Origin of the sequence: Clostridium ganghwense, from assembly GCF_026735165.1 — a bacterium.
In the GTDB taxonomy this organism is placed as follows: Bacteria; Bacillota; Clostridia; order Clostridiales; family Clostridiaceae; genus Clostridium_H; species Clostridium_H ganghwense.
This window is the reverse complement of record NZ_JAPQES010000005.1, coordinates 240,569-267,448: the sequence shown is the minus strand read 5'-3', so window position 1 is coordinate 267,448 and position 26,880 is coordinate 240,569. Positions and strand designations below refer to the sequence as shown.

The 26,880-nt window shown below is 29.0% G+C and carries 29 protein-coding genes; 27 read left to right on the top strand and 2 right to left on the bottom strand.

Translation table 11 applies throughout. The features are described 5' to 3' along the window. Nucleotides 1-6 precede the first annotated feature (6 nt). The 19 genes from OXH55_RS14715 (at nt 7) to OXH55_RS14625 (ending at nt 18,587) form a co-directional block, all read left to right on the top strand. On the top strand, nt 7-435 hold the full coding sequence (locus OXH55_RS14715) for a SoxR reducing system RseC family protein (protein WP_268050784.1): 429 nt from the start codon (nt 7-9) through the stop codon (nt 433-435). 194 nt (nt 436-629) lie between these two features. Then, nucleotides 630-1,361, top strand: a complete 732-nt coding sequence (locus tag OXH55_RS14710) for an ABC transporter ATP-binding protein (RefSeq protein ID WP_268050783.1) — start codon at nt 630-632, stop codon at nt 1,359-1,361. A gap of 5 nt (nt 1,362-1,366) precedes the next feature. Then, nucleotides 1,367-2,287 (top strand): SufB/SufD family protein, encoded by a 921-nt coding sequence (locus tag OXH55_RS14705; protein ID WP_268050854.1) that lies wholly within the window; start codon nt 1,367-1,369, stop codon nt 2,285-2,287. A 398-nt stretch (nt 2,288-2,685) separates the two neighbouring features. Beyond that, on the top strand, nt 2,686-2,994 hold the full coding sequence (locus tag OXH55_RS14700; RefSeq protein WP_268050782.1) for a PTS sugar transporter subunit IIB: 309 nt from the start codon (nt 2,686-2,688) through the stop codon (nt 2,992-2,994). 51 nt (nt 2,995-3,045) lie between these two features. Then, nucleotides 3,046-4,311, top strand: coding sequence for a PTS sugar transporter subunit IIC (locus OXH55_RS14695; RefSeq protein ID WP_268050780.1), 1,266 nt, complete (start codon nt 3,046-3,048; stop codon nt 4,309-4,311). An 85-nt stretch (nt 4,312-4,396) separates the two neighbouring features. Next, a complete protein-coding gene (locus OXH55_RS14690; protein ID WP_268050779.1) occupies nt 4,397-4,702 on the top strand; it encodes a PTS lactose/cellobiose transporter subunit IIA in 306 nt (101 codons plus the stop codon). Next, the gene (locus OXH55_RS14685; protein WP_268050778.1) at nt 4,692-5,012 is read left to right on the top strand and encodes a hypothetical protein; all 321 of its coding nucleotides are present in this window, start codon (nt 4,692-4,694) and stop codon (nt 5,010-5,012) included. The genes OXH55_RS14690 and OXH55_RS14685 overlap by 11 nt, the downstream gene beginning before the upstream one ends. A gap of 30 nt (nt 5,013-5,042) precedes the next feature. Next, on the top strand, nt 5,043-7,736 hold the full coding sequence (locus tag OXH55_RS14680; RefSeq protein WP_268050777.1) for a sigma-54-dependent transcriptional regulator: 2,694 nt from the start codon (nt 5,043-5,045) through the stop codon (nt 7,734-7,736). Between the two features lie 12 nt (nt 7,737-7,748). Then, nucleotides 7,749-8,651 (top strand): N-acetylglucosamine kinase, encoded by a 903-nt coding sequence (locus OXH55_RS14675; RefSeq protein ID WP_268050776.1) that lies wholly within the window; start codon nt 7,749-7,751, stop codon nt 8,649-8,651. After that, nucleotides 8,644-9,807 carry an anhydro-N-acetylmuramic acid kinase AnmK gene (anmK, locus tag OXH55_RS14670; RefSeq protein ID WP_268050775.1) on the top strand — a complete coding sequence of 388 codons (1,164 nt, stop codon included), beginning with the start codon at nt 8,644-8,646 and terminating at the stop codon, nt 9,805-9,807. Before OXH55_RS14675 ends, anmK begins: the two co-directional genes overlap by 8 nt. Before the next feature lies 1 nt (nt 9,808). Then, nucleotides 9,809-10,900 (top strand): DUF871 domain-containing protein, encoded by a 1,092-nt coding sequence (locus tag OXH55_RS14665; RefSeq protein WP_268050774.1) that lies wholly within the window; start codon nt 9,809-9,811, stop codon nt 10,898-10,900. A 12-nt stretch (nt 10,901-10,912) separates the two neighbouring features. After that, on the top strand, nt 10,913-11,818 hold the full coding sequence (murQ, locus tag OXH55_RS14660; protein WP_268050773.1) for an N-acetylmuramic acid 6-phosphate etherase: 906 nt from the start codon (nt 10,913-10,915) through the stop codon (nt 11,816-11,818). 192 nt (nt 11,819-12,010) lie between these two features. Further along, nucleotides 12,011-12,196, top strand: coding sequence for a DUF1858 domain-containing protein (locus OXH55_RS14655; protein WP_268050772.1), 186 nt, complete (start codon nt 12,011-12,013; stop codon nt 12,194-12,196). Nucleotides 12,197-12,429: 233 nt separating this feature from the next. Continuing rightward, nucleotides 12,430-13,596 carry an iron-containing alcohol dehydrogenase gene (locus OXH55_RS14650; protein ID WP_268050771.1) on the top strand — a complete coding sequence of 389 codons (1,167 nt, stop codon included), beginning with the start codon at nt 12,430-12,432 and terminating at the stop codon, nt 13,594-13,596. Nucleotides 13,597-13,647: 51 nt separating this feature from the next. Next, nucleotides 13,648-14,061 (top strand): bacteriohemerythrin, encoded by a 414-nt coding sequence (locus OXH55_RS14645; RefSeq protein ID WP_268050770.1) that lies wholly within the window; start codon nt 13,648-13,650, stop codon nt 14,059-14,061. 179 nt (nt 14,062-14,240) lie between these two features. Next, a complete protein-coding gene (locus OXH55_RS14640) occupies nt 14,241-14,969 on the top strand; it encodes a murein hydrolase activator EnvC family protein (RefSeq protein WP_268050769.1) in 729 nt (242 codons plus the stop codon). Nucleotides 14,970-14,972: 3 nt separating this feature from the next. After that, nucleotides 14,973-15,920, top strand: coding sequence for a M50 family metallopeptidase (locus OXH55_RS14635; protein WP_268050768.1), 948 nt, complete (start codon nt 14,973-14,975; stop codon nt 15,918-15,920). Nucleotides 15,921-16,036: 116 nt separating this feature from the next. Beyond that, on the top strand, nt 16,037-17,908 hold the full coding sequence (locus OXH55_RS14630) for a TIGR03960 family B12-binding radical SAM protein (protein WP_268050767.1): 1,872 nt from the start codon (nt 16,037-16,039) through the stop codon (nt 17,906-17,908). Continuing rightward, the gene (locus OXH55_RS14625; protein ID WP_268050766.1) at nt 17,877-18,587 is read left to right on the top strand and encodes a TIGR03936 family radical SAM-associated protein; all 711 of its coding nucleotides are present in this window, start codon (nt 17,877-17,879) and stop codon (nt 18,585-18,587) included. The genes OXH55_RS14630 and OXH55_RS14625 overlap by 32 nt, the downstream gene beginning before the upstream one ends. Nucleotides 18,588-18,645: 58 nt before the next feature. Here OXH55_RS14625 and OXH55_RS14620 read toward each other — a convergent pair whose 3' ends face one another. Then, nucleotides 18,646-19,983, bottom strand: a complete 1,338-nt coding sequence (locus OXH55_RS14620; protein ID WP_268050764.1) for an aminotransferase class V-fold PLP-dependent enzyme — start codon at nt 19,981-19,983, stop codon at nt 18,646-18,648. Between the two features lie 273 nt (nt 19,984-20,256). Here OXH55_RS14620 and OXH55_RS14615 point away from each other — a divergent pair, with 273 nt between their 5' ends. The 8 genes from OXH55_RS14615 (at nt 20,257) to yhbY (ending at nt 25,599) form a co-directional block, all read left to right on the top strand. After that, the gene (locus OXH55_RS14615) at nt 20,257-20,835 is read left to right on the top strand and encodes an exonuclease domain-containing protein (RefSeq protein WP_268050853.1); all 579 of its coding nucleotides are present in this window, start codon (nt 20,257-20,259) and stop codon (nt 20,833-20,835) included. A 32-nt stretch (nt 20,836-20,867) separates the two neighbouring features. Beyond that, the gene (locus tag OXH55_RS14610) at nt 20,868-22,313 is read left to right on the top strand and encodes an Rne/Rng family ribonuclease (RefSeq protein ID WP_268050852.1); all 1,446 of its coding nucleotides are present in this window, start codon (nt 20,868-20,870) and stop codon (nt 22,311-22,313) included. 130 nt (nt 22,314-22,443) lie between these two features. Then, nucleotides 22,444-22,755: a 50S ribosomal protein L21 gene (rplU, locus tag OXH55_RS14605; protein ID WP_268050763.1), complete on the top strand. Its 312-nt coding sequence runs from the start codon at nt 22,444-22,446 to the stop codon at nt 22,753-22,755. 2 nt (nt 22,756-22,757) lie between these two features. Beyond that, nucleotides 22,758-23,084, top strand: a complete 327-nt coding sequence (locus OXH55_RS14600; RefSeq protein ID WP_268050762.1) for a ribosomal-processing cysteine protease Prp — start codon at nt 22,758-22,760, stop codon at nt 23,082-23,084. A 3-nt stretch (nt 23,085-23,087) separates the two neighbouring features. After that, on the top strand, nt 23,088-23,387 hold the full coding sequence (gene rpmA, locus OXH55_RS14595) for a 50S ribosomal protein L27 (RefSeq protein ID WP_268050761.1): 300 nt from the start codon (nt 23,088-23,090) through the stop codon (nt 23,385-23,387). A 52-nt stretch (nt 23,388-23,439) separates the two neighbouring features. Further along, a complete protein-coding gene (locus OXH55_RS14590; protein WP_268050760.1) occupies nt 23,440-23,979 on the top strand; it encodes a Spo0B domain-containing protein in 540 nt (179 codons plus the stop codon). A 41-nt stretch (nt 23,980-24,020) separates the two neighbouring features. After that, on the top strand, nt 24,021-25,295 hold the full coding sequence (gene obgE / locus OXH55_RS14585; RefSeq protein ID WP_268050759.1) for a GTPase ObgE: 1,275 nt from the start codon (nt 24,021-24,023) through the stop codon (nt 25,293-25,295). Between the two features lie 10 nt (nt 25,296-25,305). Further along, entirely contained in the window at nt 25,306-25,599 is a 294-nt protein-coding gene (gene yhbY / locus OXH55_RS14580; protein WP_268050758.1) for a ribosome assembly RNA-binding protein YhbY, read from the top strand. A gap of 48 nt (nt 25,600-25,647) precedes the next feature. On the opposite strand, the gene OXH55_RS14575 is transcribed toward yhbY, so the two are convergent. Continuing rightward, on the bottom strand, nt 25,648-26,742 hold the full coding sequence (locus OXH55_RS14575; protein WP_268050757.1) for a GerAB/ArcD/ProY family transporter: 1,095 nt from the start codon (nt 26,740-26,742) through the stop codon (nt 25,648-25,650). Between the last annotated feature and the right edge of the window lie 138 nt (nt 26,743-26,880).

Here is a 26,880-nt window from a genome sequence, read left to right as displayed (position 1 = left end):
ATAGATATGACAGAAGAAGGATATATAACTTCTATACAAGGAGATTATGCTTCAGTAATTGTCAAAAGAAAGTCAGGTTGTGGTGATAACTGTGCAAGTTGTAAAGGTGGATGCACACAACCATCAGTTACTACTGAAGTAAAAAATACTCTAGGGGCAAGTAAAGGTGATAAAGTAAAGGTTTCTATAGAAGAAAAGGCTTTAAATAAGTTGGTTTTTTGGGCATATGTTTTTCCTTTAATTATGATGGCTATTGGAATTGGTGGAGGAACTAGCTTTTTTAAAGGAGCAGGGTATGAAAATTATGAAATGTTAAGCTTTTTACTAGGAATGGTACTTCTTGCAGTTTCATATTTAATTTTAAAGATTATAAATGAAAAGAAAAGCCAAAATAAAGAAACTACTTTAAAAATGGTAGAAATAATTAGAGATTAAATATAAAAATCCTGTGATCAAAATACTCACAGGATTTTTATATTTAAAATTATTATTATATTAGGTCTATGGAGTGACAATTTACATTAAAATAATTGAAAGAGTATCTACATAATGGTAATATAAATAAGGGTAGTTTTAATCAAGAGTAAAAGTAATTTATACAAAATTTTTCATGTAAGGAGAAGTTTCAAATGATAGAATTTCAAAATGTATCATTAGAAGTTGGAGAACAAGATGAGAAAGTTAGCATTGTAAAGGATATCAATCTAAAACTAGAAAATAACAAAATATATGTTATTACAGGTCCTAATGGAGGTGGTAAATCTTCATTATGTAAGCTTATGATGGGTATTTATAAACCTACATCAGGGAACATTCTTTTTGATGGGGAAGATATTACCCAATTCGATATTACTGAAAGAGCAAAAAAGAAAATAGGATATGCTTTTCAACAGCCGCCTCATTTTAAAGGAATGACAGTTAGAGAATTATTAGAGCTTTCAAGTAAAAATAATAAAGAAAAAGTAGATATTGGTGAACTATTAGCAGATATGGGACTTTGTCCTAAAACTTATATAGATAGAGAAGTTAATGGAAGTCTCTCAGGAGGAGAATTAAAAAGAATAGAAATAGCTTCAGTTTTAGCTAGAGATTTAAAACTTGCCGTTTTTGACGAACCAGAAGCTGGTATTGACCTTTGGAGCTTCCAAAGACTTGTAGAGACTTTTAAGAATATGCATAATAAGTATAATTCAACAATTGTTATTATTTCACACCAAGAACGTATTATAGATATTGCAGATGAGGTTATAGTTTTATCAAATGGTTCTATTGAGAAAAGAACAAGCAGAGAAGAAATTATTAAAGAGATAAAAGATCAGGCAGCCTGTGACTATTGTGAAACTTGTGAGGGGAGAATGTAATGGATATGGTAAGTTCAGTTGAACAAAAGATATTAGAAAAAATTGATGATACTAATGAGCTTAAAAGTGGTGCACATAATATCAGAAGTAATGGTGAATCTATCAGTAGAAGCACTTCTAGAACTATAAGTATTAAAAATAAAGAAGATAAATCAGGAATAGATGTAATAATACAGCCTAATACTAAAAACCAAAGTGTACATGTTCCAGTAGTAATCTTAAATCAAGATATTACTGATACTGTTTATAATACCTTTGATGTAGGTGAAAATTCAGATGTTACTATTGTGGCAGGTTGTGGTATTCATAATTGTAATGCTCAAAAAACTGAGCATGTTGGAATACATGAAATCTTTATACATAAAGGATCAAAGGTTAAATATCTTGAAAAACATTATGCAGAAAGTACAGGTAAATCTCAAAAGATTTTTAATACGAAGACTACTATAGAGATAGAAGAAGAAGGAAGCCTTGAAATGGAATTAGTTCAAATAAAGGGTGTTGATGATGGTAATAAAGATATGGAAATTAATTTACATAACAATGCTCGATTGATTATTACAGAAAGAATATTTACTGAGCTTGAACAAGAAGCTAAATCTAATGTAACTATAAACCTAGTAGGAGAAGATGCTTCAGCTCAAATAGTATCTCGTACTGTAGCAAAGGATGAATCAAAGCAAAAATTTTATTTTATGATGAATGGTAAGAATAAGAGTAGAGGACATATTGAATGTGATTCTATAATTATGAGTAATGCTACTGTTACATCTATTCCTGCTCTTTCAGCTAGTTGTGAAGATGCAGAACTTATTCATGAAGCAGCAATAGGTAAAATAGCTTCAGATCAACTTATGAAGTTGATGTCTTTAGGACTTACTGAAGAAGAAGCTCAAGAGACAATATTACAAGGATTTTTGAAATAAGTATATCTAATCATGGTTTTTGATTACAGTGACTGGTTTTAAGGTATGGGTAACGAATAAGATAATTATATAATATTGATTAAAGAGCAATATTTAATTATACTGGTTTGAATATTTGAATTTAAATGATAAAGGTAAGATTTAGAGAATAAATCTTACCTTTATCATTTTTTGAACTAGATTACTTAAAAATATAAATTATTTTTTTACTGTGTGTATTAAACTTTTTATAGTGTGTAAAAGAGTGTGTAAAATATTGTAGATATGTTGTGTGTAACAGTGTGTAAAATGATACACTATTCATAGAGTGATACAAAAATAGGGCTTTTATAAAGTTGGCATTATTCTTGATATATATTAAAAGTGTAATAATAAATTTAATTTAGGAGGTATAGAAAATGAAAGTTTTAATGGTATGTTCAGGAGGAATGTCCAGTGCTATAGTTGTAAAGGCTATTAAAGGGGAAGCGGATAAACAAGGATTTAATTTGGAAATAAAAGCAGTAGGAACAGGAGAATTTGAAGAAGAGTTAAAAAATGGCAATTACGATATGGCTATTGTAGCACCGCAAGTTAAACACAGATTTAAAACTTTTCAAGAGCAATCAAAACCATATGATATTCCAATAGAAATGGTAGTTCCAATGGGATATACTCCAATAGGAGCACCTAAGGTTTTGAATCAAATCAAAAAGTATTCTAAATAGAATTAAGTAATTAAAGATTAAAGACATAAAACTAATTGAGGAGATGAAAAAATGGATAAGTTTTTACAATGGGTTGAAGAAAGACTTATGCCGCCTATGGCGGCATTGTCAGAACAAAGACATTTAAAAGCAATAAGAGATGGAGTTATTTCTACTTTATCACTAATTATAGTTGGAAGTTTCTTTTTGATAATTGCTTTTCCACCTATACCAGCTCTTGCAGATTTGGTTAAACCACATATAGGAAATATTTTAATTCCATTTAGAATGACAATGGGACTTATGTCACTTTATGCTTGTTACGGTATGGGTTATACTCTGGCAAAATCCTACAAATTAGATGGTATTTCAGGAGGAGTTCTTTCTCTTGCAGCTTTCTTATTAACGGTTATGCCAGTTAGTGTGAAGGATCCAGAAGGAATAGGCTGGGCACTTCCAATGGGACAGCTAGGTGGTTCAGGAATGTTTGTTGCAATTATAAGTATGATTTTTGCTGTAGAGGTTTTAAGAATTTTAAAAACTCACAATGTAACTATTAAAATGCCTGAACAAGTTCCGGAGTCAGTAGCAAGATCTTTTGAAGCTTTAATTCCTGCTTTTGTTATAATAACATCTGTTTGGGTTATAAGAGTATTATTAGGATTTGATATTCAAAAGGGAATAATGACTTTATTTAAACCAGTAGTTAATGCTGCTGGAGATACCTTAGGTGGGGTATTAGTACCAGTATTATTTATAACAATATTGTGGTCAGCAGGTGTACATGGAATGTCTGTTATAGGATCTCTTGTTAGACCTATATGGCTTGTATTGCTAGATGAAAACGTTGCTGCAGCTGCGGCTGGACAACCTCTTCCCCATATTGCACCAGAACCTTTCTTCCAATGGTTTATTTGGATTGGTGGTGCTGGAGCTACATTAGGTTTATGTATTTTATTATGCTTCTCAAAATCTGAGTATTTAAAGAGAGTAGGTAGATTTTCAATAATACCGGGACTTTTTAACATAAATGAACCATTAATTTTTGGAGTTCCACTTGTTATGAATCCAATAATTGCTATACCATTTATATTAGCACCAGTTGTGTGTGGTATAGTTTCTTACATGGCCACAGTAGCTGGTTTGGTTGGAAGAGTATCAATTTTAGCTCCTTGGACTTTACCAGCACCAATAGGAGCCTTTATGGCAACTAATGGAGATTGGAAAGCATTTGTATTAGTTATTGTAAATATAGCTTTATCAACACTTATATATTATCCATTCTTTAAAGCATATGAAAAGAAAATGATACAAGAAGAACACTCAGTAGAAGTATAAAATCAAGAAAATACTTATTAGTTTAGCCTGGAAATTCTAGGCTAAACTAAATAAAATAGTAGATATAATTAATGGAGGAATGAAAATGGAGACGCAAATATTTGAAATAATATCTCATGGTGGAGATGCTAGAGCATATGCTTATGAAGCCTTAGAAGCTGCTAAAGATGAAGATTTTCATAAGGTTGAAGAGTTGTTAGAAAAATCCCAGGAGGAATTGGATTTAGCTCACAATACACAAACTAAATTAATACAATCAGAGATTAATGGGGATAAACTAGAAATTAATTTATTAGTAATTCATGCACAAGATCAGCTAATGACAGCAATATCTGAAAAGAATTTAATTGAGCAAATGGTTAAGCTTTATAAAAAAATAAGTGAAAAGTAAGAGAGGAGATAATATGCTTGAAAAACTAATTTTTGCAATTGCAATGTTTGCAGTTGTGCTTGTAGGGGTTAAGTTAACACATATTTTAGTAAGCAAATTCAAAATAAACAGATGGGTACTAGCTTTTATATCCCCTTTAATACTAATAGTACCATCTATTGCTTTTCCTTCGTTAAATCCAATTGTATGGAAAATACTGCAGATCATCTTTTCTTTGACATGTATAATGTTTTTTGAGATAACTAGAATGATGATTGAAAATAATGAAATTAAGGGAATAATAAAATATGAAAGGAGTAATAGAAAATAATATAAGTAAGCTATAAGGCGGGATATACTATTGAGATATGAAGAAATTTATGAAACATTAAAACATATCTGCATTGAGCAGTTTAATACAGAAAATAAAGTTAAAGGAATGAGTACCAAGAAATTGGCAAAGTTTTTAAACATGCACAGAACCAACGTGTCTAGAGAGTTAGCAAGAATGGTTACAGATGGTAAAATACAAAAGAAACAAGGGAGACCTGTACTGTATTATATAGATGAAAAAACGTGGAGTGTGGAAAAAAACAATAAAATACAATATATGAAAAATTTCGAAAAACAAACACAATCCATAATTGATACTATTATTGGAAAAGATTACAGTTTAAAACATCCTATTGCACTAGCAAAGGCTGCAATTGTTTATCCACCTAGAGGGCTGCATACTCTAATTCTTGGAGATACAGGTGTAGGAAAATCATACTTTGCAAAGTGTATGTATAAATATGCTTTAGAGATAAATAGAATTAAGGAAGGAAGGTTTGTAGTTTTTAACTGTGCGGATTATGCTAATAATCCACAACTCTTAATATCACATTTATTTGGTGTAAAAAAAGGAGCATATACAGGTGCAAATGAGGATAGACATGGAATAATAGAAAAAGGTAGAGAGGGAATTATCTTTTTAGATGAAGTTCACAGACTACCACCACAAGGCCAAGAAATGTTATTTACTTTAATAGATGAAGGTGTTTATGTACCGCTTGGAGGCACAAAAGAAGTTAAGATAAATGTAATGATAATATGTGCAACTACAGAAAACATTGATTCTGTTCTTCTAAAAACTTTTACAAGAAGAATACCTGTTACAATTTCACTGCCAGATATTAAGCATAGAACAGGAGAAGAGAGATACAGCTTAATAAAAAGGTTTATAAAAGATGAAGAAGTTAGAATTAATAAGGAAATAGAAATAGATGAAGATGTATTGACTGCACTTTTAAATTACGAATGTCCAAATAATATTGGACAACTTAAGAGCGATATACAGATAGCCTCTGCTAAGGCATTTTTAAAAAACATGTTTAAGGAAGAAAAAGTAAAAATTAAGCTTGAAGATTTTTCAAATGAAATAAGAAGTGGACTTTTAATTTCAAAAAAAATTAATCCCATGGATTTAAAAATAAAAACTGGTGATATTAAAAATACAATTATAGAAGAAGATGTAAGTGATAAGTATAGCTTATCAAAAAACATTTATGAATTTATAGAAAAGAGAACAGAATATTTAACAAATAAGGGATTTGAGCAAAAAGATATTAAAAATAGATTAGTAAATGAAGTAGGTAATTTTATTAATGAATATTTGTCTAATATGCAGACTGAACATAAAGAGGATGATATTAAAAAGATAGTTAATAGTGAGCTTTATGATTTTTTAAGTAGTTTTATTCAATTGGCACAGTACAAATTAAAAAGAAAGATAACAAGAAATACCTTTTTAGGTTTATTGGTTCACATAGATACATTTCTTGGAAGGATTAAAGAAAATAGAAGTGTTGAAAATCCTAAGGTGGATGAAATAAGGAAAAAATATCCTAAGGAATTTAATTTAGCAATGCTTCTTGCAGATAAACTAGGAGAAAAATATAAGATTACAGTTCCTATAGGAGAAATCGCTTTTATTGCAATGTTTTTTTCTGTAGATAATCAAAAAGTTAAGGCTAAGGTAAATATAATTGTTGCAATGCATGGTAATTCTGCTGCTACATCCATAGCAGAAGTTTCTAATAATTTATTAAATGTAAATCATGCTATAGGATTTGATATGCCACTTTCTATGAAGCCAGAGACAGCACTATGTAAATTGGAAGAGATAATAAAAGAAAAACATGAGGGTAAAGGGATACTTCTTTTAGTGGATATGGGATCTCTTAAGTTTTTTGGTGAGATGATAAGTGAAAACACAGGTATAGAGATTAAAACAATTGATATGGTTTCAACAGCCACAGTAATAGAGGCTACACGAAAAGCTGTAATTTATCAAAGCTTAGATGAAATAATTGAAGCTGTAAATTTAGAAAGTAGATATTTAGGAGAATTCATTGATAAGCCAGTAGAAAATAAAAAGAAAAATATTATTATAACCGCTTGCTCAACAGGAGAAGGCACAGCTCAGAAACTAAAGGAAATAATAAAAGAAAAATACAGCGACAAAAACTATGAAGTAATAAATTTAAGTATAAATGATAAAAAGAAATTTAAAAAAGCTGTAGAGAATATTGAAAAAGACAAGAATATATCTTTTATAATAAGTGCTTTTGACCCAGAAATTAAGGATATTAAACATATAACAATGGAGAACTTTTTTAAAGAGGTTATGGGAGAAGAGTTCCATGAGTTTATAAATGATGAAGAAATAGTTAAGGGTGTAAAAGTTGTATATAAAGAATATTTGAATTTAGAAGAGAATGATTTCCTTGTAGATGAATTTATAAAAAGTCTTTCTACTATGAAGTGTATATACGGAATACATTTAGATAGAGACAAACTAAATGGCTTGTTAATGCATTTTGGATGTTTAGTAGAGAAATTATTAAATAGAGAAGAGACACCTAAATGTAAAACTCTACAGCTAATAACATCCAGGTATTGTGAGTTATTTAATTATTTAAAGGAGTCGCTGCAAATTATAGAATTTAGACTCCAAATAAAATTTACAGACCATGATATTGCTAATATTGTGGAGATTTTAGTAAATATTTAGAGGTGAATAAAAATGAAATACATTATTGGAGTTGATGGAGGGGGAACAAAAACAGAGGCTGCAGCTTATACTTTAGATGGTGAAGAACTAAAAACCTTTTATGGTGGATATGGAAATCTTGTATTGAATAAGCAAGTTGCTTTGAATAACATTGCTTCTATCATAGAAGAATGTATAAATTATTTTGGTAGAGAAGGGGTAATTTGCATAAGTTTAGGTCTTGCTGGAGTTGAAGCTGGAGATAATAAAAATATTGTAAAGAAAACAATAGAAGAAAAATTCAAAGTAAAAATCTTGGTGTATAACGATGCAGAAATAGCTATGGCCGCTCTTTTAAAAGGCGAAGATGGTATTTTAACTATAGCTGGAACAGGTTCTATTTCAATTGGTACTTTAGAAGGTAAAAAAGCTAAATCAGGTGGATGGGGACATCTTTTAGGTGATGAAGGCAGCGGGTATTATATTGGAATTGAAACTTTAAAGCTTATGATACAGGAAGATGATGAAATAAAAGAAAAAGGATTATTAACAAGAAGTATAATGAAATATTTAAATATTAAAGAAGCAGATGAAATAAAAGGCTTCGTATACTCATCAACAAAAGATGAGATTGCAGCACTTACTCCAGTCGTTGTAAGCTGTGCAGAAAAAGGCGATAATAAAGCACTAATAATATTAAAAAATGCAGGTGAAGCTCTTGGTATAACAACTATAAGAGTAGCTAAAAAGTTAGGAACAAAAGAAATTAAAGTTGGAATTAAAGGAAGTATTATAACAAGAATTAAAGTTGTAAGAAAGGCTTTTGAAAAAGAAATAAAAAAATATTCAAATAGTATACAAATTGTTGATGATAATATATCTTCTGCAAAGGGAGCCTATTATTTGGCAAGAAAAGGAGGGCTGATAGATGAATAAAAGTAAAGTGAAATATGCCGTTGGGCTTATGTCAGGAACTTCACTTGATGGGATAGATGCTGCTTTAGTAGAGATAAAGGGAAGCGGAATTAATACTAAAATTAATCTTATAGAATTTATTAATGATGATATTCCTGAGAAAGTAAAAAATGAGATAAGGAACTGTTGCAATGTTGAAAAATCAAATACAGAACTTGTCTGTAGCTTAAATTTTAAATTAGGATATTTATTTTCAAAGAGTGTTAAAAGGGTATGTTCAAAGGCGAACTTTGCTATGGAAAAATTAGATTTCATAGGTTCCCACGGACAGACAATTTATCATATCCCTAAAGAAGATGGAAGTTGTCTTAAATCTACACTACAAATAGGAGAACCAGCAGTTATTGCTTATGAAACTAATACTCTTGTGGTGTCAAATTTTAGAACTATGGATATGGCTGCAGGAGGAGAAGGTGCTCCACTCGTTCCCTATACTGAATATATACTTTATAGGGGAGAAAAAAATAGAGCACTTCAGAATATAGGAGGCATAGGAAATGTAACAGTTGTTCCTGCAATGTGCAACCTAGAAGATATGTATGCATTTGACACAGGTCCAGGAAATATGATAATTGATGAAATGGTTCAAAGACTAAAAGGCGTAAAATATGATAAAGGCGGAGAATTTGCTGCTCAAGGTAATGTTAATGAAGCTTTATTAAAAGAGCTAATGGAAATAAAATATATTACTTTGAAGCCACCCAAAACTACAGGAAGAGAACTATTTGGAAGTCAATTTGTAGACAAGTTACTAGATAAATATAAAGATATAGAAGATAATGATATGATAGCGACTGTTACAATGTTTACAGCTAAATCAATCCAGGAAAATTACAGGAGATTTATTTTTAATAAATATAAAATAGATGAAGTTATTTTAGGCGGCGGAGGAAGCTATAATAATACTTTAGTTAGATATATAAAAGAGCTTCTTCCAGAGTGTAAGGTTATGATTGGAGAAGATTTGGGATATTCATCAGACGCTAAGGAGTCTATTGCTTTTGCTATTCTTGCAAATGAGACTTTAAATGGAAATTATTCAAATGTTTTAGGGGCAACGGGAGCAAAGAAAAGAGTGATTTTAGGAAATATTACACCAATACCTAGGAGGGCTTAATATGAGAAAATTAGGAATTTCAGTGTATCCACATAGGGCTTCAGTGAAAGAAAACTGCAACTATATAGAGCTTGCACACAAATATGGGTTTCAAAGGATATTTACTTGTTTACTTTCGGTAGATGGGGATAAGGATAAGGTAGTAAGCGAATTTAAGGAAATAATAGCTTTTGCAAATAAATTAGGTATGGAAGTTATAGCAGATGTAAGTCCAAGAGTATTTGGTGAGCTTAATATAAGTTATAAGGATTTATCATTCTTTAATGAACTTGGTGCTTTTGGAATAAGGCTTGACATGGGATTCTCAGGAAATGAAGAATCTTTAATGACATTTAATGAGTATGGATTAAAGGTAGAATTGAATATGAGCAATGATACTGCATACTTAGATAATATAATGACGTACAAACCAAATAATGAAAATCTTTTAGGATGCCATAATTTTTATCCACATAGATATTCCGGTCTTAAATACGATCACTTTATAAAATGCAGCAAAAAATTTAAGCAATATGGACTTAAAACTGCAGCTTTTGTATCTTCACAAGATGCCCAATTTGGACCTTGGCCAGTAAATGATGGTTTATGTACAATTGAGTTGCATAGAGAAATGCCCATAACTGCTCAGGCAAAGCATTTATTTGCAACAGGACTTATTGATGATGTTATAATTGCAAATGGATTTGCTTCAGAAAGAGAATTAAAGGCATTAAGTAAGATTAATCCGGAAATTTTAACTTTAGATATAGAATTAATCAAGGATATTCCAGAAGTAGAGAAAAAAATATTGTTAGAAGAACTTCATTTTAATAGAGGTGATATTTCAGATTACTTAATAAGATCAACTCAACCGAGAGTTAAATATAAAGGACATGAATTTAAGCCTTTTAATACACTAAATATAAAAAGAGGAGATATAGTTGTTGAGACCTCATTATATGGGCATTATGCTGGAGAGATGCAGATAGCACTAAAGGATATGGAGAATTCAGGAAGAACAAATATTGTTGGACGAGTTGTCAAAGATGAATTATTTTTATTGGATTATATTGAAGCATGGCAAAAATTTAGGTTAGTTGAGAGAGAAAAATAAGGAGTGTATTATATGGTTGAAGATAAGATTACAAGCTTAGTAACTGAAGGCATAAATCCTAATACTATGAATATTGATGAAGTAAGTACTTTAGAAATGATAGAAATGATAAATAGAGAAGATAAGAGAGTTGCAGAAGCAGTTGAACAGCAAAATGAACAAATAGCTAAGGCTGTTGACCTTATAGCAGAAAGATTGTCAAAGGGTGGAAGGCTTATATATATGGGAGCAGGAACAAGTGGAAGAATAGGAATTCTTGATGCTTCAGAGTGTCCTCCTACTTATGGAGTAAGCAGTGAACTTATACAAGGAATTATTGCAGGAGGAAATACTGCAATATTTAAAGCCATAGAAGGAGCTGAAGATAATAAACAGCTTGGACATGAGGATTTGAAAAAGTTAAATTTAACCCCAAAAGATGTGCTTTGTGGAATTGCAGCTTCAGGAAGAACACCTTATGTAATAGGTGGTATGGAATATGCTAAGAGTGTTGGAGCGAGGGTCATTTCAATAACAATGAATCCAAACAGTGAAATGGCTAAAAAGGCGGAAATTTCAATTTCTGTAATTGTTGGACAGGAAGTGATCATGGGATCAACAAGAATGAAAGCAGGAACTGCTCAAAAGTTAGTCGTTAATATGCTGTCAACTGGGACTATGATAAAGCTAGGAAAAGTATATGGAAATCTTATGGTAGATGTACAACCTTCTAATGAAAAGCTATTAATTAGAGCTAAAAAAATAGTTAAATTAGCAACAGAAGCAGAAGAAAATTTCATAGAGGAAGTACTAAAAGAAACAAAATATAATGTTAAATTAAGTATAATTATGATAAAAGGTAAGCTTTCAAAGGAAAAAGCTGAAAGACTTTTACAAGAAAATGAAGGATTTATAAAGAAAGCATTAAACAATTTGTAATAAAAATAAATATACAAAAATAAAAAACATCTGTTATATTTTAATATAATACAGATGTTTTAAATTTTTATATTATTTAATTTACAATTTGGGAACTATATATTAAAAGTACGTAGTTGAAAAATTTTTGAAGTAAAATTATAATTATAGGTAGTAAAATTTATAATAAAAATAGAAAAGGAGAAATACAATATGAAAATTACTAAGGATATGACTATAGGAGAATTAATTAGACAGGATATGTCAAAAGCAGAGGTTCTTATGAGTTTTGGAATGGGATGTGTTGGATGCCCTTCAGCTCAAGGTGAAACTTTAGAAGAAGCAGCAATGGTTCACGGACTAGACTTAAATGCTTTACTAGAAGCATTAAATAAATAGAATTTTTAAGATAGTTAATAAATATTTAGTATAAAGAGCACTCGTAAAAGAGTGCTTTTTATACATTTTTTAGTCAAAAGTGGTAATTGATTTAGTCATATTAAGTAATTTACTAAAAAGAAAAAATAAATGAAGGAATTATGTGAAATTTATAGAAAATAAAAATAGTTAAGAAAGTATAAGATTTATACAAAATAAAAATATAAAACTATTTATTGAGAGGAGAAAGTAAAATGTTAAAGTTTGATTATTCCATTCCAACAAAGATTCATTTTGGTAAAGGTAGAATACAAATACTTGCAAGGACAATAAAACAATATGGTTCAAGAGTTCTGTTAACTTATGGTGGCGGCAGCATAAAGAAAAATGGTGTTTATGATAAAATTGTTGAGATTTTAAATAATAATGATATACCTTTTTTTGAACTTGGAGGTATAGATCCAAATCCAAGATTAAGTAGTGTAAAAGATGGAATTAAAATATGTAAAGAAAATAATATTGATTTTGTATTAGCAATTGGAGGGGGAAGTGTAATAGACTGCTCTAAAATAATCGCTGCAGGATGTTATTATGAAAATGATCCTTGGGATTTTTTTACAGGTAAAGCAAGAATAAAAGAGGCGCTTCCAATAGGAACAATTCTTACTTTAGCTGCTACAGGTTCTGAAATGAATGGTAATGCAGTTATAAGCAATTTAGAAACTGAAGAAAAATTACCTACAGCAGGTGAAGTTCTTAAACCTAAATTTTCAATACTAGATCCTTCTTATACTGCAACTGTTCCAGTTAAACAAACGGCAGCAGGTACAGTTGATATTATGAGTCATGCTTTTGAACAATATTTTAGTCCTACAGAAGGTGCATTTTTACAAGATAGATTAGCAGAAGCAGTGATTAAGACATGTATAAAATATGGACCAATAGCTATTAATAATCCAGAAGATTATGAGGCAAGAGCTAATTTAATGTGGGCTTCAAGTATTGCTTTAAATGGTTTATTAACATATGGAAAATTTACAGATTGGGCTACTCACGGAATAGAACATGAGTTAAGTGCTATATATGATATAACTCATGGTATTGGGCTTGCTATTCTTACTCCAAGATGGATGGAATATGTATTAGATGAATCTACAGTAGATAAATTTGTAGAATATGGTGTAAATGTTTGGGGAATACCGATGGAGGAAAATAAGTTTAATACAGCTAAAAAAGCTATTGAGAAAACAAAAGAATTTTTCATACAACTTGGAATTCCAATGACATTACAAGAAGTAGGTATAAATGAAGAAAGGTTAGAAGAAATGGCAGAAAAAGCTACTAAATTTAGACCTTTAGGTAGTTTTAAAAGACTTAAAAAAGATGATGTACTACAAATATTTAAAGCAAGTTTAAAATAGATATTTAGTATATATTGCATTAATATAAAAGGGATGTATGGAGGAAATAGGATGTTAAAATGGAAACAACAATATAGCTGTAATATTGTTGAAATTGACAAGCAGCACAAAACACTTTTTGAGTTAGGTCAAAAATTATATGATATCATTTCCCTTAAGGATGATTTTGATCACTATGATGAGCTAATGAATGCTTTAGAAGAAATGAAAAATTATACTATATATCATTTTAATTATGAAGAAAAGGTAATGGAACAATACAATTATCCAGAGCTTGAAAAGCAAAAGAAAGAACATAAGGCTTTTATAGATAAAATAATTGCTATGAAAAAAAAAGACATAGATGAAGACCAATATAAAGTTTGTATGGAAATGCTTATGTTTATAGCAGATTGGATTGAAAAGCATATCTTAAAATCTGATATGAATTATAAGAAATTTTTAAATGAAAAAGGAGTTTACTAATAGCAAGTGAAAAATTTAATATAAGAAAAAAGAAGTAAATAAAAGTAAAAAAACAGGATTAAATAAGAACATCAACGTAAATATACATTGATGTTCTTTTGTATTTTTTGGGTGTATGTAATAGAAAGAGTTTTTTCTAAATATATATTATAGTAGTAAGTTTATAGGAGGGATTATAATTGGGAAATTTTAATGCAGAATATGAAAGCTACTATAATTCCATTGTTAATAAAAGAAACAGTAGTACAGGATATTATAGTGGAATTTCAGAAAAAAAACCCCAAAAAAATAGAATAATTAAAAAAATAATTCAAGATTTATGTGGAGTTCTAGCTATGTTTATTTTTGTACTTATATGTAAAGTAGTTGTTACTCCACAAACAGCTGCAGCATACAAATACTGCAAAGGAGTTGTTAATAAAAATTATGACTATAAACAAATAATTTATCAAGTTAAACATGTGGATACAAGTAAAAATATACAAGATAAAATTGTAGATTTTATAGATAAAATAGAAAGTAACTTTACTGGTGGAGAAACAATAAAAAATAAAATAAAGGAAAAATTTGCTTTGCCCGTTCGTGGAAATGTAATAAAAAGCTCCCAAGAAGGAATAGATATAAAAACAATGGAAAACAGTAGAATTACTGCAAGTTATGATGGAAAAGTAAAAGAATGTGGCAAGGATGAAAATTTAGGACAGTATATTTTAATTGATCATGGTGATGGATTGGAAACAAGATATTCAAATTTAAATAATATAATGGTTAAAAAAGAAGATAAAGTAAAGAAAGGTGAAATTATAGGAGTAAGTGGAAAATATAATTCACAAGATACTGTTCATTTTGAAGTTTTATTTATGGGTCAAAATAAAGATTTAGAAAAAAATGTGGAAATGAAGAAATAATAGATGCAAAAACAAGGGCGTTTATTAATCAAGGTTAGCAAATTATTTATTCCTTATATTATTATACTCTTAATCATAGGGTTTAAAGGCAAGTTTTTAGTATCTTTTTTATTAGTTATTTTACATGAATTAATTCATTATTTAGTTGCAAGAAAATTGGGCTTTAAAGGATTTGATATAGAAATTCTTCCTATAGGTACTGTATTAAAACTTAAAGATTTAGATGATGCTGAGCCAAAAGAGGATTTAATAATATCTATAAGTGGACCTTTGTCAAATTTAATAATGGCAGGTATTTTCTATTTTTTAAATAAAAATTTTTCAAATGATTATTTAAATTTATTATATATGAGTAATTTAGCTTTAAGTATTTTTAATTTAATTCCAGCTTTCCCTCTTGATGGAGGGAGGATTTTAAGAGATATTTTAGCGTTAAAGACCTTTTATAAGAGAGCTAATAAAATTACTGTGAATATTAGCTTAATAATAGGTTTTTTAATAACAATTTCTTCAATAATTATGTTGGTTTTAGGTGATAGGAACTTAAGTATTGGAATTATTGGAGTTTTTATTATAGTTTCATCATATAAAGAAAAGGAAAGGATAGTTTATTTAATTATGGGAGATATTATAAGAAAGAAATATAAATTTATAAAAAGAGGATATATTGAAAATAGAAGTATATCTATGTATTATAAAAAAACTTTATTAGAGGCCTTAAGTATAGTTGATAAGAATAAATATAATATTTTCATTATACTAAATAAAGATATGAAAGCTATTAATATTATATATGAAGAGGAACTTATAGAAGGGCTTAAGGTATATGGAAATATTTCAATTGAAGATTATTTAAAGGCTACAGATGAAATAGACAAAATGGATAAATGGGCTAAAATTACTGTGGAAGAATGGAATAATTGGAAAGACGAAAGTACAAGTGAAGAGTAAAAGAAATCTTCATTTATAATTAGTTACTTTTAAAGATATATTATTTAATTTTTATAGGTAATGTGTTAAAATGTAGAAATGTATAAAACATGTAACCTAACTTAGGAGGAAGTTTAATGAACAAAATTTCGGATGATATACTATATAAGGTTGAAAAACCTGCCAGATATACAGGGGGAGAGTTAAATTCATTTTGTAAGGATAAAAATAACGTTGATATAAGATTTGCTTTTTGCTTTCCAGATGTTTATGAAGTTGGTATGTCTCATTTAGGGTCTAAAATACTTTATCATACATTGAACCAAAGAGAAGATACTTATTGTGAAAGAGCTTATGCTCCATGGCCAGATATGGAAAAGCAAATGAGAGAAAATAATATACCTATGTATACTCTAGAAACTAAGGATTCTTTAAAAGAATTTGATTTTGTAACATTTACTCTTCAGTATGAGATGAGTTATACAAATATACTTAATATGCTGGATATGGCTGATATAACTATAAGAGCCTCACAAAGAGGCGAAGAAGAGCCTATTGTTTTGTGTGGGGGACCTTGTGCTTACAATCCTGAGCCACTTTATGATATAGTAGACATTTTTGCATTAGGAGAAGGGGAAGAACAGCTTGATGAGTTAATGGAGCTGTATAAGGAATGTAAAAAGCAAGGATTAAGTAAAAAAGAATTTTTAAGAAAATCTGTAAAAGTAAGAGGAATATATATTCCGAGTCTTTATGAAGTTAGCTATAACGAAGATGGAACTATAAAAGAATTCAAGCCTAAATATGAAGATATTCCAGAAAAAGTTACAAAGGCTATAATCAATAATTTTAATGAAGTTGAATTTCCAGATAAGTTATTAGTACCATATAATGAAATAGTTCACGATAGAGTTACTCTTGAAACCTTTAGAGGTTGTACAAGAGGTTGTAGATTTTGTCAGGCAGGAATGATATATAGACCTGTTAGAGAAAAAACTACTGAAAAACTATTAGAGCAAGTTGATGAATTAATAAAAGTTACTGGGTATGAAGAGGTTTCACTAGTATCATTAAGTATTTGTGACTATTCAGATATTCAAAACTTAGTAATGTCATTAATAGAAAAATATAAAGATAAAAAGGTAGGAGTTTCACTACCATCAATTAGAATTGATGCTTTTTCAGTAGATTTAATAAAAGAAATTCAAAAGGTTAGAAAGACAGGGCTTACTTTTGCTCCAGAAGCAGGAAGTCAAAGAATGAGAGATATAATAAATAAAGGAGTTACAGAAGAAAATCTTCTAGAGTCTGTAACTAGCGCTTTCAAGTCTGGATGGTCAACTATAAAATTATACTTTATGATTGGGCTTCCTTATGAAAAAGATGAAGATATAATTGGTATAGCTGATTTAGGACAAAAGGTTGTTGAACAATATTATAGTGTACCTAAAGCAGAAAGAAAAAAAGGACTTAAGGTTACTTTAAGCACATCAATTTTTGTACCTAAACCTTTCACACCTTTCCAATGGGCTCCACAAGATAAAATGGAGGTTGTAAAGGAAAAAATTAGACTTCTAAGAGGGAAAATTAAAAGTAAGCAAATTACATATAATTGGCATGAGTCTCCTGTAAGCTATATGGAGGCAATATTAGCTAGAGGTGACAGAAGATTATGTGATGTTATAATTAAAGCTTTTGAAATGGGCGCAAAATTTGATGGATGGGCAGAACATTTTAGTTTTGAAACATGGTTAAAAGCTATGGAAGAGTGCGGAATAGACGGAGATTTTTATGCTTGTCGTGAAAGAAGCTATGATGAAATACTTCCTTGGGATTTTATAGATATCGGAGTATCAAAAGAATTCCTAATTAGAGAAAATGAAAGAGCTAAAAAAGAAGAACTTACAGTAGACTGTAGACAGGGATGTAAAAATTGTGGAATAAATACAAATGAAAACTTTAAAGAGGGGACGTGTTTTGAAAATGCGATATTTAATAAAGTACACTAAGGAAGACAACATAAAATATGTCTCTCACTTGGAGTTAATGAGAACTATACAAAGGATGATTAGAAGATCAGAACTTCCAGTGGAATATTCTAAAGGATTCAATCCCCATATAATACTATCTATTGCTCAACCACTTTCTGTTGGGGTATATTCAAAAGGAGAATATATGGATTTAATTTTTAGCAAAGAATCAGATCCTAATTATATCAAAGAGCAATTGAACATGAATTCACCTATGGGAATAAAAATAGTTGATGTAATAAAAGTTAGAGAAAAGATAGGTGATAAAAAAGCACCACAAGCAATGGCAGCAATTGAAGCTGCAGAATATAATATGAAATTAAAGTGCATTTATCCTCAGAATATAGAAAAAGAATTAAAAGAGTTAATGACACATGAAGAGTGGAATACTATAAAGAGAAGCAAAAAAGGCAGCAAAGAAGTTAATATAAAGCCTTTAATTAAGAAATTTAATTATAAGGTAAATGAAAGTATTTTAGAAATAAATACTTTAGTTACTTGTGGAAGTAAAGGGAATTTATCTGCTCAGTTACTTGGAGAGTATATAAAGGAAAAGATTCAAGGGATAGATAAAGAAGCTTTTATTCATATAGAGAGGCAAGATATGTTTGCTTATATGGAAAAGAAGCTACTTCCGCTTAATCAATACTTAAAATAATAGGGAAATCACGCTGAAGGATATAGAATATCTATTTTCAAGCGTGATTTTTATAGTTTTAGTATAATATATTTTTATATTTATATTTGTAGTAATTTTTATTTCGTGCAATCTTATTAAGCATTTTTATTAATAAGTCTATTTCGTTATAATTATTATATAAACCAAAGCTAATTCTAACCATTCCAGGAAGAGGAACATCATGGTTATTATGATAGTACTCTAAATCCTTATTGCTTAAATTTAATAATTTTTCAACATAAGGGTGGGCACAGAAAAGGCCATTTCTTACAGCAATTCCAGCTTCATTAGAAAGTATTACAGCTAATAAATTATGATGTATTCCTTTAATATTAAAAGATATGAGGCTTACTCTATTATCATCTTTTTTATCATAATAATATAATTCTATATCAGGAATGTTCTTTAATTGATTTATAGCATAATTAATTAAATTATATTCATATTCATGGAGAATATTCATTCCAATAGAAGATAGTGTTTTTATAGCTGCTGTTAATGCAGCTACACCCATAATATTAGGAGTTCCAGCTTCATCCTTTGAAGGAGGACTATCCCATTCAATAAATTGATGTGAAACTAATCTTACATCACCACCACCTTTATAAACAGGTGCTGTTTTTTCAAAAGTTTCTTTAGGACCTATAAGAACTCCAGTGCCAAAGGGAGCGTACATTTTATGTGCAGAAAACACAAGATAATCTATATGTTCTGGTGAATCATAAGGTTTCATATCAACAGACATATGAGGAACTAGTTGTGCCCCATCAACAAGAATTTTTGCTCCATATTTATGTGCTAATTTTGCAATTTTATATATAGGGTTTATATATCCTGTTACATTTGATGCTCCAGTAACAGTAACCAATTTTACTTTCCCATCATATTTTAATAATTTGTTCTCCAAATCTTTCATATAAAATTTTCCACATTTATCAATTTTAACATAATCAACTGTAAATTTATCTCTCCAAGGTAAATCATTTGCAAGATGCTCCATATCGGTAGAAAGAACAATTTGTTTTTTATCTTCTTCACATAATATATACGAAAGTATATTAATAGATTCTGTGGTGTTTTTGGTATAGATAACAATATCTTTGGATTTATCAGCATTTACAAATTTTTTAATAACTCTTCTACCTTCTTCATATAAATTTGATGACAATATTGATTTATATCCTTTCCCACGATGAATGGAAGAGTACCAAGGAGAAAAAGTCATAATTTCTCTCATAACAGAAAACAATGGTGGAGTAGTAGCGGCATTATCAAAGTTAATAGGAGTAACATATTCTCCAGTTATTAAAGGAATCTTTGTATCCATACCAATAACTAAATTCCTCAAATACGAACTTAATACTACATTATCCATATTATTCAAATCCTCCTATAATTAATGATCCATTTAGTGTAATGAATGAGTTATATTCAATGCGATTAATACATTATATTTTATAATCATATAAACCGTTACATATAGTACTTAGCAAGTTTTTATGAAGTGATTAGTTAGAAGAAATTTTCTTCTTTTAAGAAAAGTTTTACTTTATTTATAAATAGGGTATAATTAGTAATATGAAAAATTTGCAACACTTTTAGAGGGAGTATATACTTAATGAGTTTTTATTTTATAAACGACTTGGAAATGAAATTTGTTCCATATAGCTTACTAGCTATAGATTTTGAGTTTATAACTACAAGACGTATTAAAAATAAAGCTAAGAAATATTTTCAAGAAATCGTTGAAATAGGAGCAGTATTTAGAGATGAGGATGAAGTTATAGAATTTGAAAGTATTATTAAACCAAGACATTATATAAAGTCTAAAAATAAGCACATACATAGTATATATGCAGATCGGTTTTTAGAAAAAGAAATTGAAAACGGTATGGATTTAGATAATGCTTTTAAAGAATTAAAAAAATTATATGTTCCAAAAGAAACAATTTGGATATCTTGGGGAAAAGCAGAATATGATATTTTAAGAACTGTATGTAGAAGTTATAGTATAGGAATGCCATTTTTAAAAGAAGATTATTTGGATTTATCGATAGAATTTAAAAAATTTTATAATATACAGCAAAGTTTAACTTTAGATAAAGCATTAAATATATTAAATATTCCTACTCTTGATAGACATGAAGCATTGCCAGATGCAAGAGCTTTGATGAAAATAATTAAAAGAATGTTTATTGAAGGATATGAAATAGAAGAAAAATATTAGGTGATACATTAAAATAGATGAGGTGGATTACATTGGAAGAGGTTTTTATAGAAAGACAGAAAAACACTTTAAGAATTGCGCTTAGAGAAAATGACAATCTTAAAGAATGTTTTATAGAAGAAGAAAGTAAAGAACCATGTCCAGGCGAGATATACAAAGGAGTAGTTAAAAATATAGTGCCAGGAATTAAATGTGCTTTTTTAGATATAGGGTTTAAAAAAAACGCTTATATGTATCTTCATGAAAAGTTTGGAAATATGGATATAAAGACTGGTGATGAAGTGATATTAGAAGTTATGAAGGAACCAATTTTAGAAAAAGGACCTAAAGTTACTAGTCAGATAAGTATTCCAGGGAGATATGTGGTTATTGTAACCTATAATAATACTATTAATTTTTCAAAAAAAATTGAAGATAATGATAATTTTACGGAGTATATAGTAAATAATGTAGTGAAGCCAAATGATATAGGCATTATGATAAGAACCAATGCTTTAAATGCTGAAATTGAGGATATAAATAAAGAAATAGAAGAATTATATGAAATTTATAAAAGAATTATTAGAGATGGTACCTACTCTATAAAACCAAAGCTATTATATGATGGAGGAGGAAGTCTTGGAAGAATATTAATAGATATTTTAAGTGAAAATACAGAAAAAGTGATAGTAAATTCAAAAGAGGATTATGATTATATAAATGAGTTTATAAAAAATAAATCTGATTTACACATAAAGGTAGAATTATATTGTGAAAAGCAAAATTTATTTAGCTATTATAATATTGAAAGAGAAATTTTGTCTTTAAGAAATAGTAAAGTAGTACTTCAAAGTGGAGGAAATATTGTTATAGAAAAAACCGAAGCAATGTATGTAATAGATGTTAATTCAGCTAAAAATACAAAGCAAAATTCTATTGACAAAACAGTTTTAATTACAAATGTAGAAGCAGCAGAAGAAATTGCAAGACAAATAATGATAAGAAATTTAAGTGGTATAATTGTAATTGATTTTATAGATGTAAAAAACTACGAAAATAAGAAGAAAATTATGCATGCATTAAAAGATGGATTCAAAGATGATAAAAAGAAAACTGTAATTTATCCTTTTACAAAGCTTAATTTAGTTCAAATAGCAAGAAAAAGAAGAGGGAAATCCATATATGATTATATAGAGGAAGAATGTACTTTATGTAAAGGAAAAGGAAAAAGAATAAAGCTTTCCTATCTAAATAGTTTGATAAAAAATGAGATTATCAAGATAAGTAGTGCTTATGAAATTAATGATATATATATTGAAGTGGATGAGGTTTATGAAAAAGATATATTAGGAGATGTATTAGGATTTGTTAAAGAAATAGATGCTTTAGACAAAAAGGTATATGTGAATTTTATGGAAAACTTAGAGCATTTTAAGGTTGAAGCTCTATTATTTAGCAGTCAAGTAAAAAAAATTGAAAAACTAAAGAGATATGGATGATTTTTGCTTTACAAATATTAACCTATATGATAAAATGGCTTTTGTAAACCGCACACATAAGGTTTTCATGTAAACATAAAAGTTATTTTGTGTACCTAAGGTGGCGAGACTCTTATAAGGAGGTGTAGTTATGTACGCTGTAGTTAAAACTGGTGGAAAACAATACAGAGTTCAAGAAGGAGACGTTTTATTCGTAGAAAAGCTAAATGCTGAAGTGGATTCAAACGTTGAATTAAACGAAGTTATTGCTGTAAGCAAAGACGGAGAGTTAGTTATTGGAACTCCTGTAGTTGAAGGAGCTAAGGTTGTTGCTAAAGTACTTAAACAAGGAAAAGCTAAAAAAGTTATCGTGTTTAAATACAAGCCAAAGAAAGATTCAAGAAAGAAAAATGGACACAGACAACCTTACACTAAATTACAAATAGAAAAAATAGAAGCTTAATTATGACTAACATTATTTTTAAGAAAAAGGATGAAAATTTAATTTCTTTTAAGATAGATGGTCATTCAGGGTTTGACGAATATAACAAAGATATAGTATGCAGTGCGATATCAGCAGTTTCGCAAACCACTTTAATTGGTATTCTAGAAGTTCTAAAAATTAGTATGGATTATTGCATTGAAGATGGGTTTTTAAGCTTAAGTTTGGAAGAAAGTCCTGTAGAAGACATTGAAAAATGTCAGGTTTTACTTCAAGCTATGTTGCTTGGACTCAAAAGTATGGAATTATCTTATGGTGACTATATAAATGTGAAAGTAGAGGAGGTGTAAAGTATGTTATTAATGAACCTTCAATTATTTGCCCACAAAAAAGGTCAAGGTGCATCTAAGAACGGTAGAGATTCTGAATCTAAAAGACTTGGAACTAAATGTGGAGACGGTCAATTTGTTCTTGCAGGAAATATCTTAGTAAGACAAAGAGGAACAAGAATTCACCCAGGAAATAACGTTGGCAGAGGTGGAGATGATACACTTTTTGCTAAAGTTGACGGTATAGTAAAATACGAAAGAGTTGGAAGAAGCAAGAAGCAAGCAAGCGTTTATCCTGTAGAATTAGAACAAATAGCTGAATAGTTAAAGGCACCCAATAGGGTGCTTTTTTAAAACTCATTAATGGAGGATTATAATGGAGGAAGCTAGTAACATTATAGATTGTTTAAGAAAAGAAAGACATGACTTTATGAATGAGATACAGGTTATTTATGGGTATTTACAATTGAAAAAAAATGAAAAAGCTAAACAATACATAGAAGAAATGATTAAAAAGAATAGTTATATAAGTAGATTATATACTTTAGGTGATAAATATTTTGGATTTTTAATAGAAGAAAATTTAAAAAAATTATGGAACCAGGGAATTAAAATTGATTTGCACATAGAAATAGATTGTTTTTTAAAAATAGTATTTCAAAAAGAGTACAATAAAAAAAAGAATTTGGTAAATAATATATTTAATGAATTAGAAAATTACAAATTTAATTTTGTTTATATATATATATTTGAGGATGAATTAGGGCAAAGTGTACTTATAGCGAATAGAGAATCTTTGGCAGATGAATTAGAATGGATGGAAGAATGGCAGCAAATTAATTCAGATATTAAAGATATAAAAGTATATAAATATGCCTATGGCAGAGATTATGGTTACAGATTAACTTTTATATAGATAAAGGACAAGAATAAATAAACTAAGGTAGGGTGATGAAAATGTTTATAGATACAGCCAAAATATTTGTAAAGTCAGGAAACGGCGGTAACGGATGTGTTTCTTTTAGAAGAGAAAAATATGTTCCATTAGGAGGACCAGATGGTGGAGACGGTGGTAATGGTGGTAATGTAATTCTACAAGCTGATAGAAATTTAACCACTTTACTTGATTTTACATATAGTAAAAAATACTCTGCTGAAAATGGGAAAGATGGTACTGGGTCTAAATGCTTTGGGAAAAAAGGTGAAGAACTAATTATAAAAGTACCTATGGGAACTACAATTAAAGATGTGGAAAGTAATAAGATAATGGCTGATTTAGCTCATGATGGAGATACTTGTATAGTTTGTAGAGGCGGTAAAGGAGGTAAAGGAAATTATAATTTTGCAACTTCAACGAGACAGGCACCTAGCTTTGCAGAACCAGGAATGCCGGGAGAAGAAAGATGGATTTCATTAGAACTTAAATTGTTAGCTGATGTAGGGTTGTTAGGATTTCCTAATGTAGGTAAATCTACATTATTGTCTATGGTATCAAAGGCAAAACCTAAAATAGCTAATTATCATTTTACAACTTTAAAGCCTAATTTAGGAGTTGTAAAACCAGAGGGTACACCTGCTTTTGTTATGGCAGATATACCAGGTATAATTGAAGGAGCTGCAGAAGGAGTTGGACTTGGACTTGATTTTTTAAGACATATAGAGAGAACTAGACTTTTAATACATGTTGTAGATATATCAGGAATTGAAGGCAGAGATGCTGTTGAAGATTTTATAAAGATAAATGAAGAACTTAAGAACTATAGTGTAAAACTTTGGGATAGACCTCAAATTGTTGCTGCAAATAAGAGTGATATGCTATATGATGAGGAAGTTTTTGAAAAATTTAAGGAAGAAGTTAACAAAATGGGATATAAACATGTATTCAAAATTTCAGCTGCAACAAGAGAAGGGGTAGATGATCTTATCAAAGAAGCAGCCAGAATGTTAAGTACAATACCTGTAAAAGATTTAGAAATAAATGAAGCTGACATGTATGTAGAAGAAGAGAAACGCTTTACTTATGAGATAACTGTTAAAGATAATGTATATTCTATTGAAGGTAGCTTTGTAGATAGACTTCTTCAAAGTGTAAATGTATATGATCCAGATTCTTTAAGATACTTCCACAAGGTTTTAAAAAACAAAGGCATTATGGATGAACTAAAAGAGCTTGGAATTCAAGATGGAGACATTGTAAGACTTAATGATTTTGAATTTGAGTTCTTATTATAGGAGGAAAGACATGATAAGTAGTAAACAAAGAGCTTATTTAAGAAGCTTAGCAAACACAATTCAACCTATTTTTCAAGTTGGTAAAAATGGAATTGAAGAAACTTTTTTAAAACAAGTACAAGATGCATTAAAAAAAAGGGAACTTATTAAATTAAAGGTGCTTAATAATAGTGCACTTACAGCAAGAGAGGCTTCAGATATTATATGTGAAGAGATAAGATGTGAAGGAGTTCAGGCAATAGGAAGCATTGTTGTTCTTTATAAAAGAGCGAAGGAACCTAAAATAGAATTACCAAATAAATAAAAAGTAGGGAGGTTTTTTTATAACCTTCCTATTTTTTATTATTAAAATTTAATTATTTTTAGAAGAACTATTAAGTTTATATTTTATTAGAAATATAGTAAAAATAATTAAAGGAACTGCTATAAAATTTATTAGAGAAATGTAAATATAATAATCTAAAAATTTATAAAGTGTAAATATATTTCTAGATATAAAAAAAGATGATAATAAAACAGCACTGGAAGAAATGTATATATTATATTCATTACTTATATTGAATTCTTTTAGAAGATTCAAGAATGCATAGAAAGTTAAAATATATTTTATAAACCATCCACCTACCATCTGTAGCATTACAAAAAATTCTCCACTTTCTAAAAAACCAAAATAACTTACTAATTGAGTTTGAATTAGTTTTGGATACCATATAGAAAGTGCTCGTTTAGGTCCAAAAGTGGTTATTATTCCTGTCATGGATATTATCTGCATTTGAATAACTATTATTAAGGCTATAATACTGTTCTTTATTAATTTATGTCTTTCTTTTTTATTTATATCTACTAAAAAAGGCAAGAATATAGCAATACTGCTGTAACACCCTAAAGATTTTAATGTGCCAATCCAGAAATTTAAATCCAATCCATTCTCCAAAATAGGAAAAAGATACTTACTTTGTTTATATTTTGTTGTCATAATTCCTAGATTTATACCTGCAAACATTATGGTTATAATTGCAAAAATGGTTATCATAAGTAGAGCTCGTAATCCTTTATTTATAGAATATATTGCTATAAGTATAAAAAATAAAAGAATATACCAAGAAGGGGTATCTAAAAGCAGATTTTCACGTAATGCATTAGATTCAATTGAGGAACTTTCAATTAAAGTTAAAAATAAGGTTAAAATAAAAAAAAATAAGCAAATAGGACCTAGAATTTTTCCTAAAGCTGAATTGTATATTTCAGAAAGATTATATGTATTAGTTTTTTTACAAATCCACAATATATAAATAGTAAATAAAAAGATTAATACAGAAGCTATTGATACAGCTATCCAAGAATCTCTTACTGCATGTTGAATAATCAAATTTGGATAGGTCTTTAATCCAACTATGGTTGTTCCAAGAATTATAAATATAAAATGTCTACAATTCAATTTACTCATTTAATTCCCACCTTTTTAAAAATAAATGCATTAAATGAAAATTAATCATTTTAAGGAAATAAGAATAATAACTATTATAATATTATTTACCATAAAAATGAATAATATCCTTACGTATTACAAAAAATAAGGTTCAAT

Excerpts from the sequence above, each read along its gene's own strand:
- OXH55_RS14715 (WP_268050784.1), top strand. The coding sequence starts at position 7 with ATGACAGAAGAAGGATATATAACTTCTATACAAGGAGATTATGCTTCA.
- OXH55_RS14710 (WP_268050783.1), top strand. The coding sequence starts at position 630 with ATGATAGAATTTCAAAATGTATCATTAGAAGTTGGAGAACAAGATGAG.
- OXH55_RS14705 (WP_268050854.1), top strand. The coding sequence starts at position 1,367 with ATGGTAAGTTCAGTTGAACAAAAGATATTAGAAAAAATTGATGATACT.
- OXH55_RS14700 (WP_268050782.1), top strand. The coding sequence starts at position 2,686 with ATGAAAGTTTTAATGGTATGTTCAGGAGGAATGTCCAGTGCTATAGTT.
- OXH55_RS14695 (WP_268050780.1), top strand. The coding sequence starts at position 3,046 with ATGGATAAGTTTTTACAATGGGTTGAAGAAAGACTTATGCCGCCTATG.
- OXH55_RS14690 (WP_268050779.1), top strand. The coding sequence starts at position 4,397 with ATGGAGACGCAAATATTTGAAATAATATCTCATGGTGGAGATGCTAGA.
- OXH55_RS14675 (WP_268050776.1), top strand. The coding sequence starts at position 7,749 with ATGAAATACATTATTGGAGTTGATGGAGGGGGAACAAAAACAGAGGCT.
- anmK (WP_268050775.1), top strand. The coding sequence starts at position 8,644 with ATGAATAAAAGTAAAGTGAAATATGCCGTTGGGCTTATGTCAGGAACT.
- OXH55_RS14665 (WP_268050774.1), top strand. The coding sequence starts at position 9,809 with ATGAGAAAATTAGGAATTTCAGTGTATCCACATAGGGCTTCAGTGAAA.
- murQ (WP_268050773.1), top strand. The coding sequence starts at position 10,913 with ATGGTTGAAGATAAGATTACAAGCTTAGTAACTGAAGGCATAAATCCT.
- OXH55_RS14655 (WP_268050772.1), top strand. The coding sequence starts at position 12,011 with ATGAAAATTACTAAGGATATGACTATAGGAGAATTAATTAGACAGGAT.
- OXH55_RS14650 (WP_268050771.1), top strand. The coding sequence starts at position 12,430 with ATGTTAAAGTTTGATTATTCCATTCCAACAAAGATTCATTTTGGTAAA.
- OXH55_RS14645 (WP_268050770.1), top strand. The coding sequence starts at position 13,648 with ATGTTAAAATGGAAACAACAATATAGCTGTAATATTGTTGAAATTGAC.
- OXH55_RS14635 (WP_268050768.1), top strand. The coding sequence starts at position 14,973 with ATGCAAAAACAAGGGCGTTTATTAATCAAGGTTAGCAAATTATTTATT.
- OXH55_RS14630 (WP_268050767.1), top strand. The coding sequence starts at position 16,037 with ATGAACAAAATTTCGGATGATATACTATATAAGGTTGAAAAACCTGCC.
- OXH55_RS14620 (WP_268050764.1), bottom strand. The coding sequence starts at position 19,983 with ATGGATAATGTAGTATTAAGTTCGTATTTGAGGAATTTAGTTATTGGT.
- OXH55_RS14615 (WP_268050853.1), top strand. The coding sequence starts at position 20,257 with ATGAAATTTGTTCCATATAGCTTACTAGCTATAGATTTTGAGTTTATA.
- rplU (WP_268050763.1), top strand. The coding sequence starts at position 22,444 with ATGTACGCTGTAGTTAAAACTGGTGGAAAACAATACAGAGTTCAAGAA.
- OXH55_RS14600 (WP_268050762.1), top strand. The coding sequence starts at position 22,758 with ATGACTAACATTATTTTTAAGAAAAAGGATGAAAATTTAATTTCTTTT.
- rpmA (WP_268050761.1), top strand. The coding sequence starts at position 23,088 with ATGTTATTAATGAACCTTCAATTATTTGCCCACAAAAAAGGTCAAGGT.
- OXH55_RS14590 (WP_268050760.1), top strand. The coding sequence starts at position 23,440 with ATGGAGGAAGCTAGTAACATTATAGATTGTTTAAGAAAAGAAAGACAT.
- obgE (WP_268050759.1), top strand. The coding sequence starts at position 24,021 with ATGTTTATAGATACAGCCAAAATATTTGTAAAGTCAGGAAACGGCGGT.
- yhbY (WP_268050758.1), top strand. The coding sequence starts at position 25,306 with ATGATAAGTAGTAAACAAAGAGCTTATTTAAGAAGCTTAGCAAACACA.
- OXH55_RS14575 (WP_268050757.1), bottom strand. The coding sequence starts at position 26,742 with ATGAGTAAATTGAATTGTAGACATTTTATATTTATAATTCTTGGAACA.